General features: G+C 36.9%; 16 protein-coding genes and 1 pseudogene. 13 read left to right on the forward strand and 4 right to left on the reverse strand.

The features are described from left to right. The first annotated feature begins 12 nt into the window (after positions 1 to 12). The 12 genes and pseudogenes from NYR30_RS04940 to NYR30_RS04995 all read left to right on the forward strand — a co-directional run bounded on the left by NYR30_RS04940 (position 13) and on the right by NYR30_RS04995 (position 11,765). Positions 13 to 897, forward strand: coding sequence for an N-acetylmannosamine kinase (locus tag NYR30_RS04940; RefSeq protein ID WP_302502190.1), 885 nt, complete (start codon positions 13 to 15; stop codon positions 895 to 897). A gap of 9 nt (positions 898 to 906) precedes the next feature. After that, the gene (nanQ, locus tag NYR30_RS04945; protein WP_066105493.1) at positions 907 to 1,374 is read left to right on the forward strand and encodes an N-acetylneuraminate anomerase; all 468 of its coding nucleotides are present in this window, start codon (positions 907 to 909) and stop codon (positions 1,372 to 1,374) included. A gap of 18 nt (positions 1,375 to 1,392) precedes the next feature. Next, positions 1,393 to 2,259: a MurR/RpiR family transcriptional regulator gene (locus NYR30_RS04950; protein WP_066105496.1), complete on the forward strand. Its 867-nt coding sequence runs from the start codon at positions 1,393 to 1,395 to the stop codon at positions 2,257 to 2,259. Between the two features lie 23 nt (positions 2,260 to 2,282). Then, positions 2,283 to 3,164 (forward strand): N-acetylneuraminate lyase, encoded by an 882-nt coding sequence (nanA, locus tag NYR30_RS04955; RefSeq protein ID WP_302502191.1) that lies wholly within the window; start codon positions 2,283 to 2,285, stop codon positions 3,162 to 3,164. 132 nt (positions 3,165 to 3,296) lie between these two features. Next, positions 3,297 to 7,013: a hemagglutinin repeat-containing protein gene (locus NYR30_RS04960; protein ID WP_302502193.1), complete on the forward strand. Its 3,717-nt coding sequence runs from the start codon at positions 3,297 to 3,299 to the stop codon at positions 7,011 to 7,013. Positions 7,014 to 7,093: 80 nt separating this feature from the next. Then, complete coding sequence (locus NYR30_RS04965) at positions 7,094 to 7,378, forward strand: hypothetical protein (RefSeq protein WP_302502194.1); 285 nt, start codon at positions 7,094 to 7,096, stop codon at positions 7,376 to 7,378. Continuing rightward, positions 7,379 to 7,789: a hypothetical protein gene (locus NYR30_RS04970; protein WP_302502195.1), complete on the forward strand. Its 411-nt coding sequence runs from the start codon at positions 7,379 to 7,381 to the stop codon at positions 7,787 to 7,789. A 338-nt stretch (positions 7,790 to 8,127) separates the two neighbouring features. Continuing rightward, positions 8,128 to 9,222 (forward strand): VENN motif pre-toxin domain-containing protein, encoded by a 1,095-nt coding sequence (locus tag NYR30_RS04975; RefSeq protein ID WP_302502196.1) that lies wholly within the window; start codon positions 8,128 to 8,130, stop codon positions 9,220 to 9,222. A gap of 239 nt (positions 9,223 to 9,461) precedes the next feature. After that, positions 9,462 to 9,566 (forward strand): annotated as a pseudogene (locus NYR30_RS13700) (VENN motif pre-toxin domain-containing protein); the annotation flags it as partial. Between the two features lie 289 nt (positions 9,567 to 9,855). Beyond that, positions 9,856 to 10,815, forward strand: a complete 960-nt coding sequence (locus NYR30_RS04985) for a lactate/malate family dehydrogenase (RefSeq protein ID WP_066113700.1) — start codon at positions 9,856 to 9,858, stop codon at positions 10,813 to 10,815. A 150-nt stretch (positions 10,816 to 10,965) separates the two neighbouring features. Further along, positions 10,966 to 11,247, forward strand: coding sequence for a type II toxin-antitoxin system TacA family antitoxin (locus tag NYR30_RS04990; RefSeq protein ID WP_066113698.1), 282 nt, complete (start codon positions 10,966 to 10,968; stop codon positions 11,245 to 11,247). After that, positions 11,238 to 11,765: a GNAT family N-acetyltransferase gene (locus tag NYR30_RS04995; RefSeq protein WP_066113696.1), complete on the forward strand. Its 528-nt coding sequence runs from the start codon at positions 11,238 to 11,240 to the stop codon at positions 11,763 to 11,765. Before NYR30_RS04990 ends, NYR30_RS04995 begins: the two co-directional genes overlap by 10 nt. A gap of 4 nt (positions 11,766 to 11,769) precedes the next feature. Here the strand turns inward: NYR30_RS04995 and NYR30_RS05000 are convergent, their stop codons facing one another. Genes NYR30_RS05000 through znuC form a run of 4 tightly spaced genes read right to left on the reverse strand, consistent with a single transcriptional unit; the run spans position 11,770 to position 14,328 of the window. Then, positions 11,770 to 12,318 (reverse strand): DNA-3-methyladenine glycosylase I, encoded by a 549-nt coding sequence (locus tag NYR30_RS05000; RefSeq protein WP_066113693.1) that lies wholly within the window; start codon positions 12,316 to 12,318, stop codon positions 11,770 to 11,772. 6 nt (positions 12,319 to 12,324) lie between these two features. Next, on the reverse strand, positions 12,325 to 12,741 hold the full coding sequence (locus NYR30_RS05005) for a group III truncated hemoglobin (protein WP_066109901.1): 417 nt from the start codon (positions 12,739 to 12,741) through the stop codon (positions 12,325 to 12,327). Between the two features lie 4 nt (positions 12,742 to 12,745). Beyond that, positions 12,746 to 13,531, reverse strand: a complete 786-nt coding sequence (gene znuB / locus NYR30_RS05010; RefSeq protein ID WP_066109898.1) for a zinc ABC transporter permease subunit ZnuB — start codon at positions 13,529 to 13,531, stop codon at positions 12,746 to 12,748. A gap of 8 nt (positions 13,532 to 13,539) precedes the next feature. Then, positions 13,540 to 14,328 (reverse strand): zinc ABC transporter ATP-binding protein ZnuC, encoded by a 789-nt coding sequence (gene znuC / locus NYR30_RS05015; RefSeq protein WP_066113691.1) that lies wholly within the window; start codon positions 14,326 to 14,328, stop codon positions 13,540 to 13,542. Between the two features lie 195 nt (positions 14,329 to 14,523). Here znuC and mepM point away from each other — a divergent pair, with 195 nt between their 5' ends. Continuing rightward, entirely contained in the window at positions 14,524 to 16,005 is a 1,482-nt protein-coding gene (mepM, locus tag NYR30_RS05020) for a murein DD-endopeptidase MepM (protein ID WP_066113689.1), read from the forward strand. Positions 16,006 to 16,355 lie beyond the last annotated feature (350 nt).

Consider the following 16,355-nt stretch of genomic DNA (forward strand, 5'->3'; position numbering starts at 1 on the left):
AAAGGAAAGTCTATGCAAGTTCTCGCATTAGATATTGGTGGTACAAAAATTGCGGCCGCATTAGTGAAGAATGGCGTAGTAACACAGCGCCGGCAAATTGTGACACCGCAACAAAATGCAGTAGATGGTATGCACGAAGCGTTGGCACAAATTGTTGCTCAATATCAAGGACAATTTGATTGTGTAGCAGTAGCTTCTACCGGAATTATTAATAATGGTGTATTAACTGCATTGAATCCTAAAAATTTAGGTGGTTTAGCTGAATTTCCGCTAAAAGAGAGTATTGCTCGCCATACTGATAAACCAATTGGATTACTAAATGATGTACAAGCGGCTGCTTGTGCAGAATATAAAGAACAAGATGTAGAAAAAATTCAAAATTTTGTCTTTATCACCGTATCTACCGGCGTTGGTGGTGGTATTATTTTGGAGCGTCGTTTATTAACTGAACCTAATGGTGTTGCAGGGCATATTGGTCATACATTAGCTGATCCAAACGGGCCTGTGTGCGGTTGTGGACGACGTGGTTGTGTAGAAGCGATTGCTTCAGGTCGAGCGATTGAAGCGGCAGCGAGCGTTTGGGAGAACCCTTGTTCACCAAAAGAAGTATTTGCACGCTTCCGTCAGCAAGATCCACAAGCAACTGCGGTTGTACACCGTTCAGCGAGTACGATTGCTAATTTAATTGCCGATCTTGTGATTGGATTAGATATCGAAAAAGTAGTGATCGGCGGTAGTGTTGGCTTGGCAGAAGGTTATTTGCCGCTAGTACAGCACTATTTACAACAACAACCTAAATTTTATCAATGCCAAGTTGAACGTGCTTTCCATGGACAAGATGCAGGATTAATCGGTGCAGCATGGTGGGTTGAACAAAATCAAGCGAAACTAAAATAAGGATGACATATGTTTATTGGTGATTTAACAAAACAGGATTACAAATTAGGTTTACCAAAAGTGATTGGTGAGGCTCTCGATTATTTGAAAACAATCGATCTTGCTGCTTTAGAAGTAGGACGTCATGACATCACTGATCAAATCTATATGAATGTGATGGAATTAGATACTTGCGCAGCAGAGAGCAAAAAAGCGGAAATTCATCGTCAATATTTAGATATTCAAGTTTTAATCAGCGGTAAAGAAGCTATTCAATGTAGTCCAGTTTATCCGGATCTTTCACTTTATACAGAATATGATGAGAAAGACGATTATCAATTAACACCAGATATTGAAGCAAAAAGTGAAATTGTGTTACGTCCAAATATGTTTGCGATTTTCTTACCTTATGAACCGCATAAACCATGCTGTAATGTAGAACAACAAGTACAGCATTTGAAAAAACTGGTTGTAAAAGTACCAGTCACCCTACTTTAATCTCATAAGGAGGCAGGAATGTCAGAGAGCGGAAAAATCCTTGATACTATTGGTGCTTTGCAGAATAGTTTAACGAAAACGGAAAAGCGTATTGCATCCGCAATATTGGCATCGCCAAATTTATTGAGTCAGTCTTCTTTATCAGAAGTATCTGCGCAATTAAACGTAGGGGAAGCAACTTTTATCCGTTTCTGTCGTACGCTTGGTTTTAAAGGTTATACCGATTTTAAATTAGAACTGGCGATTGAATTGGCAACGCAAGAAAAACAAAATCAAACTTTGTTGGATACTGATGTTTCTTCCGATGATAGTGCATTTGAGATTGCGAAAAAATTACAGACTGCATTGGTGAATGTGGTAGGTGAAACCATCAATCTATTGGATTTTGAGCAATTAGAACGAGTAGTGGATGAGCTGCAAAGCGCGAAACGAATTTTCTTGTTTGGTGTTGGTTCATCTGGAATCACTGCAGAAGATATGAAACATAAATTGATGCGTATTGGTTTGCAAGTTGATGCTACAACCAATAATCATTTTATGTATATGCAGGCTTCATTAATGAAAAAAGGCGATGTCGTTATTGGCATTAGTCATTCCGGCTATTCTGAAGAAATTATTCGTACTTTGCGAATTGCACAAAAGAATGAAGCGAAAACAATAGCATTAACGCATAACTTACGTTCACCGATTACTGAAGTGGCAGACTATGTATTGATTAATGGTAATCGCCAAGGACAGATGCAAGGCGACTCAATTGGTACAAAAATTGCACAATTATTTGTACTAGATTTAATTTATGCTTTATTGGTACGTAAAGAAGAACAGCGTGCTATTCAAGCAAAACAAAAAACACTAAATGTCATTTTAGAACAACGAATCAAATAACTCTCTTGTCATAAGGAAATACTATGAAAAACTTAAAAGGTATTATCAGTGCACTATTAGTTTCATATAACGCAGATGGTTCTATTAACGAAAAAGGTTTGCGTGAAATCATTCGCTACAACATTGATAAAATGAAAGTGGATGGTTTATATGTTGGCGGTAGTACTGGCGAAAACTTTATGCTTTCTACTGAAGAGAAAAAACAAATCTTCCGTATTGCGAAAGATGAAGCAAAAGACCAAGTTACATTAATCGCGCAAGTTGGTAGCGTTAATCTTCACGAATCTATTGAATTAGGTAAATATGCAACTGAATTAGGTTATGACTGTTTATCAGCAGTAACACCGTTCTACTATAAATTTAGTTTTGCAGAAATCAAAAATTACTATGACACCATTATTGCGGAAACTGGCAATAATATGATTGTTTACTCTATCCCATTCTTAACAGGTGTAAACATTGGTGTAGAACAATTTGGTGAACTCTATAAAAATCCAAAAATTATCGGTGTGAAATTTACTGCGGGTGATTTCTATCTATTAGAACGTGTGAAGAGAGCTTATCCAAATCACCTAATTTGGGCTGGTTTCGATGAAATGATGCTTTCTGCTGCGGTATTAGGCGTTGATGGCGCAATTGGTAGTACATTTAATGTTAATGGTGTACGTGCAAGACAAATTTTTGAATATGCACAACAAGGTAAAATTGCTGAAGCACGCGCAATTCAACACGTAACTAATGATTTAATCGAAGGTATCTTATCAAATGGTTTATACCTCACCATTAAAGAATTATTGAAACTTAATGGCGTTGATGCAGGTTATTGTCGTGAACCGATGACAAAAGAATTAACACCAGAAAAAGTTGCTTTTGCAAAAGAGTTAAAAGCGAAATATCTTGCATAAGATAATTGATTGATATTTCAATAAATTTAAAAATCTGCACTCAAAAAATTGAAGTGCAGATTTTTTGTATCTAGACAGTATAAAGGGAAGATTTATAATATTTGTAATTATTGATAACCAATGTGATGATTGATGTTACGTAAAATCGCTTTATCCAGTCTGATTTTTATTCATTATGCTTCAATTGCCGCAGAAAATAACCCCACTTTTACACAAAATTATCTTGAACAACGAAGATTAGACACCTATCAACAAGAACAAGAAAAAGCACGTCAAAGTATATTTGCTGAACATCGAGAAGTCTGTGTCACTGTTAAGGGTGATGATATTCAAGCATTTCCCTCGGAAGGACAAACCTTTATTGCTGTTAATCACGACCTTCATCTTGGTAAAGTTGATGCCGGTCTGGAAGAAAACATGGGTGAAGGCGATCATTATCGTAATGTTGCAGAGAAACGAGCAATAACGAGCCGAATTCAAGGCGGTGGTGATGTTCAACTACAAGCAGAAAATATTTATGCTCAAGGTGCAGATATTGAAGCAAATCGTTCTTTAACCGCATTAGCAAAAAACAATTTGGTACTAGATAGCCTAAATGAAAGCAGTGCGTATGAAGAATATCATCATTATGAACGTAGTTCTCTGTTGTCTCACTCAAGTAGTACAACATTTGATCAACTAAATCAGACAAAACAAAAAGGAAGTAAAGTTAGTGGAGAAAATATTACTTTACTTGCCCATGGTGATATTGAGGCGAATGGAGCAGCTATTATTGCCGATAAAAATATTCAACTTATCGCAGGAAAAAATATCCAAGTTCAGGCTGGTACAAATACTTATCAAGAAACTCATTTCCGAGAAGAGAAAAAATCGGGATTGATGAGCGGTGGAAATATTGGCTTTGCTGTTGGTTCTCGTAGTCAAAAAGACAATTATCAAGAAAAAGGCGCCATCCAATCCGAGGCACGCGCGACTATTGGTAGCTTAGGCGGTGATGTGACTTTAGTTGCTGGTCAACAGGCGACTATTTTAGGCACTGACTTAATTGCTCAACCTGACAAGACAATTGATATCACCGCAAAATCGCTTAAAGTGGAAGCGGGTAAAGATATTATCGAAAGTACAGAGCAGCACGAATTTAAACAATCTGGCTTAACGGTATCTTTATCAACGCCAACAACTGACATGGCAATGAAAGCGCGAGAAAGTCTGGCACGTAGTCAACAAGTGAAAGACAGTCGCTTAAAAGCTTTATATGAAATCAAAGCCGCACAAGAAGGCGCCATTGCCGCTCAAGAAGCAAAGAAAACTGTTGATGCAGTACAATCTGGACAAAAAGCGGACTTTAAAGTTTCCGTCAGTATTGGTTCAAGCAAATCTTCATCTAGCAGTACAACCACACAAGTGGTACATCAAGGCAGCACTCTCAATGCCGGAAATATCAACCTCACTACTACCGCAGGTGATATTGACGTAGTGGGTTCAACCATTCAAGCGGCAAACAGTGCATCGCTAACGTCGGCAAAAGCTATCCATCTCTCCTCGGCTCAAGATAGCACAAGCCAACGTAGTGAAAATAAAAATAGTGGTTGGAGTGCGGGTGTTTTTGCAGGTGTAAATGGTGGTAGCCCTGGTTTTGGCGTAGAAGGGTCAGTACAAAAAGGCCAAGGCCATGAAAACAGCGATACGATAACGCAACGTAATACGACAGTAAATGGTCAGACTGTGAACTTACGCAGTGGCGAAGATACGACCTTAAAAGGTGCTATCGTTACCGGTGATAAGGTGAATGTTGAGGTTGGCAACAATCTTGTCATAGAAAGCCAACAAGATACCCAACGTTATGACAGCAAACAGAAACAGGCTGGCGCAAGTGTAGGCTTGGCGGTGACTGGTAGCGGTTCACAAGTATCAGTTAACGCTAACTTGAATAAAGGGAAACTGGATTATGCTCAAGTCGAAACACAAAGTGGAATCCAAGCAGGTACAGCAGGCTTAAATGTCAATGTGGCCGGCAATACCCACTTAAAAGGCGCAGTGGTTGAAAGCCAAGCAAGCGCGGAAAACAATCAATTTACAACAGGCAGTTTAAGTGCAGAATCAATAGCGAATCACAGTGAAGTGAAAGTCTCTTCAGCAGGCGGTGGGCTCTCTACCGACCCAACTCAAAATATTGCCAATGGCTTTGCAGCGGGATTAAGTGCATTAGGGAATATTCATCAACAAGACAGTAGCACCACCCACAGTGTCATCGGTAGCAATATCCAGCTTACTACCCAACAAGGTGAGATACCGACTACCCTATCCCGCGATACTGCAACAGCGAATGAACGCGTACAGAAAGCGGATATGGAGGAAATGAAAGCCCGTCAAGAGATGGCACAGGTGATAGGCGATATTGCCAATAATGGCATTACCTTAGTCTTAAAACCAAAATTAGATGAAGCGAAACGCAAAAAAGGGGAAGCGGAAGCGATATTAAGGGTGGATACGTCTAACCAGGCAGCGAAACAACAATTAGATGAAGCGAATAAGGTCTTAGATACTTATGGATTGGGCGGCAAGGTACAATTAGCAGTACGTGCAGTTACAGGCGTCTTACAAGGGATAGCGACAGGTGACGCGAGTCAAGCAGCGGTAGGTGGTTTATCACCGTACATCAACCAAGAAATTAAAGAAGCGACCACGGATAAAGATGGCAATGTCAATCTTGAAGCGAACTTGATGGCACACGCTTTATTGGGCGCCATTGAAGCCTATGCCACAGGGAACAACGCTGCCGCAGGAGCAGCTGGGGCGGTTGGCGGTGAATTAGCTGCCAAAGTAATTAGCAAACAGCTTTACCAAAAAACACCAGACCAACTGACAGAAGCTCAAAAACAAACCGTCTCCACCTTAAGCCAACTTGCCAGTGGTTTAGCCGGTGGGTTAATTAGCGACAATACCGCAGGGGCGATTAATGCAGCGGAAATTGGAAAACGGGCGGTTGAGAATAACTATCTCTTTAGACATGAAGCCGAAGAGTTAGTCCGCTTACTGAAGGAAAAAGAACAATGTGAAGCACAAGGAAAAAATTGCCAAGTTATTCAAGATAGAATTACTGAACTTCATATCAAAGATATTGAACGTGATAACCGTTTAGAAGCTTCCTGTCGTCAAGGTATGAATGCAGAATGTGCAAGTGAACTTGTCACACTTTCTGCTGCCTTCAAAAGTTTTCAAGGTTATATGTTGACAGCAGATAATCCAGTGATGAATAGCCAGTATCAACAAGTGGCTATCCAGTACGGTGAAGCTCAAAGTCAGCGAATGGAAAATATCGCAAAAGCGGCATTACTTCAAATGCCAAAAGAGTCAATAGAGGGTGCAACCGTATTAACTCAATTGACGATAGATGCAGTGGTGTATGGAGATAAACAGGCAAAAGAACAGCTTGCCCAAATAGGTCAAGAAATAAAGAAATTTGTGCAATCTCCTATTGAAACAATTAGCTCGCAAACAAGAGAAACCCTCAAACAAGCAGATGAATTAGAGTCCAAAGGTTATCGAGATGAAGCAGACTTAATTCGGATGAAAGTGTATTTATCTAATGAATTAGGAGCTATTAGTACTGTTACAGGAATAGCGGGTATAGGAAAAATTACTGCTCATGGCATAAAAAACATCATTGATAAATCAGTTAGTAAACTTCCGATTGTTGGAAAAACAACAAATTATGAGAACGCAACTTTTATCTATCGTTATGATGATGACTTCCTATCCATTATTAATGCTAAAGGTCAACCTAAAGCAAAGATTGATATGGAGGGTAATCTCAGCCCAGTAACCCTAAAGGCACAGGGAGTATAGAAAACCATATTCGAGGAGGAAATTCTGGAAATACGCCTTATATTTCTTTTACAGATCCAAGATATGCTGAAAAACTAAAAATGTATGGTAGTAACAAAATCAGTGTAAATCTTACTCAATTAGAAAAAGATATTCAAAATGGGAAAGTAAAAAATATTGAAATAGTTTCTCATGATGAATTAGTTGATTATTTAACAAAAAGAATAGAAGATGCGAAAATTAGATACTCAAATAATCCTACTATAAATAACTCAGAAAAACTAAGAAGGGCTTTGAGGGATTTAGATAATGTTAATAGAGATGGGGAATGCCTAATTAAAGGATGCTTGCCAAAAAATTATATTATCTTTGAGGAGGGAAAATAAATGTTAACTGATCAAGAAATAAATGAACTATTATATTCTCTTCCAGATGGAATAACCGGTGAATTACTTCAGGAACTAGATTTGGAGTATATCCCTAAGGAAAGAATAGAAAAACTAATTTATATCATAAAGCATAGTCAGGATTATAAATTCAGATATGTATATCAAGCAGGATGTTTGTTATGTTATTGGGGTATTGATACTGGTTTTCAATATATTTATGATCTTTTACTTTCTCCTATTTTTGAAGATGTTAGAAATAATAATTTAGATGGTGAAGATTATAAATACATATTAGAGGCAATAATATCTTTTTCATATACAATAAATAATGAACATATACAGTCTGTCAGAAAAAAATTATTCTTGTATAGAAACTATTATAAATATAGCAAAAGTTATTCCATTTAGTATTTCAGATCTATATCATAGTATTGAATCTGGATGTGTTGAATATTTACCGTTGGTTAAAGATTATCTTTCTTGTATTGTGAAAAATAAGGAACATAATTATTGGAATATCAATGATGCATCAGAGATTTTATTCAAATATTATCCTGAGTTCGTAACAAATATTTTAAAAGAAAATAATATCAAGTTAACTCATTGCAATTTTAAACAAAATAGATGGGAAAAATTTATTCAAGAATTAGAAGAGTTGAGAAGGCATCATAATAACCATTAATAAAAATCTGATTAAATAGTGATTAATAACACTAGTATTCAGTTATCAGATAGTTCGTACTGTATTGGGTGCCATTGAAGCCTATGCCACAGGCAACAATGCGGCAGCAGGGGCAGCAGGTGCGGTCAGTGGTGAGTTAGCGGCAAAACTAATCACAGAGCAACTCTATCAAAAATCACCAGAACAGCTTACCGAAGCGCAAAAACAAACGGTATCCGCATTAAGCCAATTAGCGAGTGGCTTAGCCGGCGGTTTAATTAGCGACAGCACTGCAGGGGCAATTAACTCAGCGGAAATTGGTAAACGTGCGGTTGAGAATAACTATCTCTTTAGGCACGAAGCAGAACGACTACAAGAAATTAACAAACAATTAATTAATATTTGTGCAACGGATGAGATTAGCTGTGCAGCTTTACGAAAAGAAAGGGCTGATTTGATACAGATTAACTTAGAACGAGAGCAAAAAGCAGCACATGCCTGTCAATCAGGTAATCAAGCGATGTGTGCTGATGCAAAAGAAGCTGTGGCTAAGGCAGTTCAAAGTTATCCTGATGGAGGGGCTATTCCGTCATTATCAGGGGTAGTTGTTAGTGAAAGTATGAATGTAAAAAGCTTTAGAGATACATTGGATTGTATTGCAGGAAAAGGATGTGTTGAGATTCCAATGCTAGTATTGGGTGGAGCTGTTGGAGCAGGGCTAAGCACAACTAGTACGGGAGCGGCTGCTTTATCTATGGGGAAAGATATTGGCTTGTTAGTTGGGAAAAAAGCAGTTAAGTATCCGTTGCTTACAGAAATGACGGCTACAGCCATAGCTAATACAGGTTATCAATTGACACAAGACCAAGCTTACGATCCATATAGTTTATTACAAGCAGAACTTTCTACAGTTCTAACAAGAGGTAGGACATTAGGGCAACAAATTAGTATTAATATTGGAATTAGTTCAATGTCGACACAAAATTCAGAGGATTATGGTTGGAGTGCTCTTGGTGCAGTTACTGGTACATTAGGGACTTCAACAATAAATAAAGTTAATTTAAAAAATCCATTTTTAAATTCCATTTCATCTGGATTTGCTAGTGAAATATTAGGTGATTCAGAACTATTAAAAAAACAATTTAATAATACTAATAAGGAAAACAATGACAACAAATAATTTTTATACTTCTTGTTTTAAATATTTTATCTGTATATATTTTCTTTTTTTATTGAAATATATTCTTTTTACAATAAGAATATATGTGGAAGAAGGTATTATTTTTTGGGAATGGTATTTTCTATATGATAATTTAAAGACTACTTTAGTAATATATATACCATATTTTTTTATTAGTTTTTGTAGGTATAAATATCATTTAAAAAAAGAATTACACTAGGAATTTCCATAAGTAAATTCAAATAGCGAGTGGATTAGCGGGCGGCTTGATTAGCGACAGTACCGCTGGAGCGATTAACTCAGCAGAAATTGGTAAACGTGCGGTTGAGAATAATTTCCTCTCTGAAAAAGAGATTGCTATTTTATACGTTGTAGTAAACAGACCCATTCAGAAAAAATTGGCTTAATGGACAAAAGTGTGGGATCTTTTGCTCATTAAGCCTTTATGATTACATGATATAAAACAAAAGGGTGCTTCAAAACTTATAAGGATTTCACCACCGCCAAACAATAGAAAAAAACAATAAACCCATTCCCTTATCTAAAAAATTGAGTAACATATAGTGATGATATTGGATAGATATCATTATTCCTAATAATTCAATTCAGAAAACACAACAGAGTAGTACAAAAATGCGTAAGATTTCAATTATTGGCGCTGGAGCTGTCGGCGTTGAGATAGCTAGTTTTATTCTTAATATGGGTGAGTGCAGTGAAGTTGTTTTAGTTGATCTAAATAAAGATCGCTGTAAAGGCGAACAAATGGATTTTAGCCACATGACTGCATTAACTTTTTCAAAAAATACCAAAATTATTAGCGGTGAATATGCCGATACAGCAGAGAGCGATATTATTGTGATTACTGCTGGAGCACAGATTAAAGTTGGACAAGATCGGCTAGAGTTGGCGCAGATTAATGCCAAAATCGGTGTTGATATTGCGAAACAGCTAGAAAAATATTCACCAAATGCCATCCTGATTATTGTCACGAATCCTTGCGATATTGTGACACATTTCATCACTTGTAATACTTCCTATCCAAGAGAGCGAGTTATTAGCGCAGGTTGCGTTGTTGATAGCGCTCGATTAATGAAATTGGTGGCGGATAAAGTACAAATTGATCCAAAAAATATTTTTGGTTTTATCCTAGGTGAACATGGTGCAAATAGTGTATTACCTTGGAGTTTAATGAATATCGCTGGACAAAAAGTGGAAGATTTTTGTGCGAATAATGGCTATCCAGTGATTGATCCAGCAGCGATTTTAGATGAAGTTAAACAAGAAGGATTGAAAGTTTTTGGACTGAAATTAAATACCAATCATGGGATTGCAGCGAGCGTCTTTAGGATTATTCGTGCGATTAATATTAATGAATATTCTGTTTTACCAGTTGGTGCTGTACTAAATGGGGAATATGGTATTCACAATATTGTGATTAGTGTACCGATGATTATTAATCGTGATGGAATCGGAAAAATTCCTAAGTATCGTTTTACCGATGAAGAATTGATTGACTTGCACCAAAGTGCCGCTAATTTACGCAAAATCGCAGAAGATGTAGCAGAAAAGACGGGGTTAAAAGTTAATTTGTAGATCTTAGGTTGTAATGTATCGCCAATAATTGGGAAAACTCAGTTATTGGCTTTTTTATTAATATTTTTTAACCAACACCATAAAAGTACGGAAGTTGACCGTACAAATTAAATTGCTTATACTTTGAGCGGATTAAAAAAGGAGAGCATTATGCCAACAATGAGCAGAATTGATATGAAAATTGATTTGGAAACTAAGTTATTGGCTGAACGAGCTGCGGCAGCTTGTGGGCAGAGTCTTAGCGCTTATTTATATAGCCTAATTCGTAAAGATGCACCACAAGTATTAGCAGAACAACAACAAATTATCATTACAAATCAGCAATATGATGCCTTTATACAAGTGTGTGAACAAGAAAGTGATTGGGAACCGTCTGCTAAGTTAACGGCAGTAATGCAACAGATGGATGAGGATGGCTTTAAATGGCGTTAAATCCTTTTTTTGAACCTGTTGATAAGGATAAGCATCACTTAAAAGGCTTTAATTGCGGTCACGCCGATATGAATACTTTTTTAGCACGCTATGCAAGTAAAAATGCGCAGTTAGGTTTAAGTCGAACTTGGGTGTTAGCTGAACAAACAACGGATCGCAATAAAGCAGCAGTGGCTGCTTATTATACGCTAGCGGTGCAATCTATTTGCCCAGAAAAACTGATTGAACAGGGATTACCACGTTATCCAACACCAGTAACATTATTAGCACGTTTAGCGGTTGATATTTCTTATCAAAAACAGGGTTTAGGCACAAAAACATTGTTAGCTGCATTAGCACAAGCTGTTCGTATGGCAGACAGAGGATTGCCCACTTATGCTTTAATCTTAGATGTATTAGATGAAAATGCTTTGGCGTTTTATCAACAATTTGCGTTTTTTCGCCCTTTAGATGACACGAACCGTAAATTGTTTGTGCCATTACGTGTAATTAGATCCTTATTAAATAGTAACCAATAATGTTTTAAGCCTTTTTCCAAGGCACATCCGTTTGCATAATTTTTTGATAGATTGGGCAAGTTTTATCATGAGCATTTGGTAAATAACCGCAACTCATCAAAAATTCATTGACGATCTCGCCACCGACAAATTTAAAATGACGTTTAAAGAGTTTTACCCATTCTGATAATGGTTTTGGGTGATGATGATCTAACCATTGCTTAAAAGAGCCAAATTGTTGCTGTAATAACATAATCTGTTGTGCATTATAGATAGCAGCATTGATTTTTAAACGGTTGCGAATAATGGCTGGATTGCTTAATAAACGTTGTCGATCTTCATCGTTATAATTAGCAACTTTGGCAATTTCAAATTGATCATAAGCTTGGCGAAAACCAGTTTCTTTCTTTAGAATGGTTGTCCAACTCAAACCTGCTTGATTAATTTCTAAGACCAAACGTGCAAATAATTCATTATCATCATGAATCGGAAAACCGTAGTGGTGATCGTGGTAATGCTTATTGAAAGGATCTTGTCCCTCTGCTAATTGATTAACATAATCACAATAACTCATAGCCACTTATCCTTTGCTTGGTCGAATACGTTGCATAAACATTGGTAATTCATCAGTTAATACACGTTGTTGCATTAAATCTTTAATTGTCGCAGCTCGAAAAAGTGCTTTTTCGGCTTTTTCGCCATGAAATAGGGAATTGACCGTATTTTGCCAATGGGCTAACCAAACTGAAAACATCTCTTCACTCATTGGTTGGCGATTATGCAGTTTGATATGTGCCAACATTGGGTTACCTTGATAGCTTTCGGTATCAAAAATATTACTTTCCCAAAAGCGATACATTTTTTCTAAATGGGCTTGCCAATGTTTTCCTTTAAGGTGATCAAACATATAACCAATACGCGGATCGGCACGAACTACTTGATAGAAAGAATTTACTAATAACTCAATATCTTCACGATTTTCGAGTAATTTAGTCATATGATTAATCCTCTTGTTTTTTTAGCAAAGAAAGTACAAACAGTAATGAAGAACAAATGACTACTGACGGCCCGGCAGCAGTGTCATAAAATGCCGATAAAATTAGTCCGCCACTTACCGCAATCATACTAATTAAGATAGCAATAAATGCCATAGTTTCTGGTGTTCTAGCGAAACGGCGTGCAGTTGCCGCAGGAATAATTAATAAAGAAGTAATAATTAACGCGCCCACAAATTTCATACTTAAGGCAATGGTGATTGCAGTTAAGAGCATCAAAATAATACGCGCTTTTTTAACGTTAATACCTTCAATTTGTGCCAACTCAGGGCTAACCGTTGCAGAAATTAAATTCTGCCAAGAGTAGCATAAAACGCTAAGTACCAAGACAACGCCAATCCCAATCCATAATAAATCTTGGTAGTTGATGGCAAGTAGGTCACCAAAGAGATAATTCATTAAATCAACACGCACACCGCCGATTAAACCAATCATAACAACCCCAAGCGATAAGCTGGTATGAGCAATAATGCCGAGCAAAGTATCGACAGCGAAATGGGTATTATTTTCTAACCATACCAATAATAGCGCCAATACAATTATTAAAATAAGGATAGCTAAGTAAGGGTTTAAGTCCAATGCAATACCGAGCGCAATGCCGAGCAGGGCAGAATGTGACAACGTATCGCCAAAATAAGCCATTTTACGCCAAACGACAAATGCACCAAGTGGTGCAGTGATTAATGATAAAATCATGCCGGTTAGCCAAGCAGGAAAAATAATTTCAAACATAATCAGCCTTATTGTTGTTGATGTTGGCAATCAGGTGAACGATGTTGTTCAGAACAGCAAACATCACCATGTAAATTGTGTTTATGGTTATGATGGTGGGTATAAATAGCAACATTCTGTTCACGTTGATTGTTAAAGAAATCGATAAAATGTGGATGTGAGCTAATCGAATCTGGTGCACCTTCGCAGCATAGATGTTGATTAATACAAAGTACATGATCGGTTTTTGCCATCACTAAATGTAAATCGTGAGAAACCATTAAAACAGCACAATCAAAACGTTCACGCATTTGATTAATTAACTCATATAGCTCATTTTGTCCAACCACATCAACACCTTGCGTTGGTTCATCAAGCACCAATAGATTAGGTTTATTTAAAATTGCTCGCGCTAATAATACTCGCTGCATTTCACCGCCAGACAATTTCTGCATACTATGATCTGCAAGATGACTAATAGAAAGCAATTTAAGCGATTGTTCGATATCTTGTTTACTCGTTTTCGGTTTTAACGCTAAAAACTTACTGACAGTGATAGGAAAAGTTGCATCAAGATAAATTTTTTGCGGCACATAACCAATTTTGGTATTGGCTGCGTAATGTACACTGCCTTGCTGTGGCGCAATTAATTTAAGTAAAACTTTTAATAAAGTCGATTTACCGCCGCCATTTGGCCCAACAATAGTGGTAATGGAACGAGGTTGAATGGATAGTGAGATATCTTGTAATGCTGTCTTATTATTGAATTGAACAGATATATTTTTAAGCTCAACCAAAGGTGGTTGTGATAGTTGCATAATGAGGACACCTTTAAAAAAATCGGTCTGTATTTTATGCAAATCGAGTATGGGATCAAATAATTTTTTCGATAATGCCGAAGATTTATTCATTCAAAAAAATTAATCAGTTAATTTGGGAATTTTTCGGCTAATATTATGTCTTACATGAGTTCTGAAGAAATGATTTAGTTTTACCCATTTAGGTTATATTGAATGCAACATATTAAACTGGCAAGAGATCGCATAAAGAGAAAAATAACGATAAGAATTGTGCTTTTTGTGATCGCATTACTTTGCTTTTCATCAATAATTTATTTTTTACATCACCAAACCAAAACTCCAGAAACGAAAACAACTATTCCATCAACCAGTGTTGATGTGAATAAACCTGCTGGTACTGCTGAAACAGAGAGCGATAAAACGGCAGAAACAGCAGAAAATAAACAAACAGAAGAAAATAGTGCGCACGATAGTAAATCTACTAGCGATGAAAATACACAAACAGATAGCGATAATAGTGAAAATTTTGATGATCAATTAACTGATGAACCTGTATTTAGTGATGATGAATTACCGGAAGATGCAAAAAGTGCATTAAATGAATTACTTGATGCAGCTGGTGAAGCGTTACGCATTACTAATCAATTTGCTTATACTGTTGCAGACGGCGATAAATTGAATGACGTATTGGGTTCTAGTGGTTTAGATGTTGATGTTATCAATGAATTGTATGAATTAGATCCAACGTTGAAAAATCTACAAACCGGGCAGCAATTTTACTGGATCCTATCGAAAGATGGCGATTTGCAATATTTAAACTGGTTGGTTTCACGTAAAGAAGAACGTATTTATGAGCGTCAAGCTGACGGTCATTTTGTTATGCAAGTGATCCAAAAGAAAAGTGTTTGGAAAGAGGAAGTATTAAAAGGGGATATTGATGGTAACCTTTATTCTCATTTGCGTGAAAATGGTTTGGATTCTAAGCAAATCTATCAATTGATTAACGCATTACAATGGCAAATCAGCCTAACGAAGTTACAAAAAGGCGATCGTTATGCGATTTTGGTTAACCGCGAATACCTTAATGATAAGCTGACTGGGCAAGGAAATGTGATCGGGATTCACATTATTAGTCGTGGTAAGAGTTACTATGCAATTCAAGCAGAAAATGGTCGTTATTATAACAACCATGGTGAAACACTCGGTAAAGGTTTCTCTCGTTATCCAACGCAACGTCAATACCGTATTTCTTCACCGTTTAATCCGCGCCGTAAAAATCCTGTAACTGGGCGTATTGCTCCGCATAAAGGTGTTGATTTTTCTATGCCGATAGGAACACCAGTCATTGCACCAGCCGATGGCGTTGTGATAAAAGTTTCCTATCAAGCCGGTGGCGCAGGACGTTATATAATGCTACGCCATGGTCGTGAATATCAAACGGTTTATATGCATTTAAGCAAGCCATTAGTGAAACAAGGGCAATCAGTGAAGAAAGGGCAGCGGATTGCGCTATCTGGCAATACTGGTCGTTCAACAGGGCCGCATTTGCATTATGAGTTTCATGTTAATGGGGTTGCTGTTAATCCAATGAAAGTGAAATTACCTGGTATGAACAACACAATGGCAAGTAAAGAACGACAACGTTTCTTAGCGCAGGCTAAAGTGGTACAAAATAAATTGCAGATGAAGGATTGATTTAGTTAATTATTTGAAAAAACTATATTTTTGAATCTTTAAAAACCTCTTCAATTTTGAAGAGGTTTTTTGTTATTAAAGCGTGTGGTTCAGTGCAGTTTGGTAATAGTAATGATGTTTGGGATATATTGAGCAATAAAAAAGAATTGCCACAAATAATTGACCTTCATTTAAATGATGAAAAAAATCTTACCACAAAGCACTAATCTCAATTCAAATGATGATAGGTTCCCTTCTTTAATGAAATAAAGAAGGGTTAGGGAAGATTTAAATTAAGATATCAAATAAACAACTGGAATCGCTTTAATGTATTGATATTATTGATAGTTTTTAGAAAATACTGTGAAAGG

It is taken from the genome of Gallibacterium salpingitidis (assembly GCF_030517105.1).
Lineage (GTDB): Bacteria > Pseudomonadota > Gammaproteobacteria > Enterobacterales > Pasteurellaceae > Gallibacterium > Gallibacterium salpingitidis.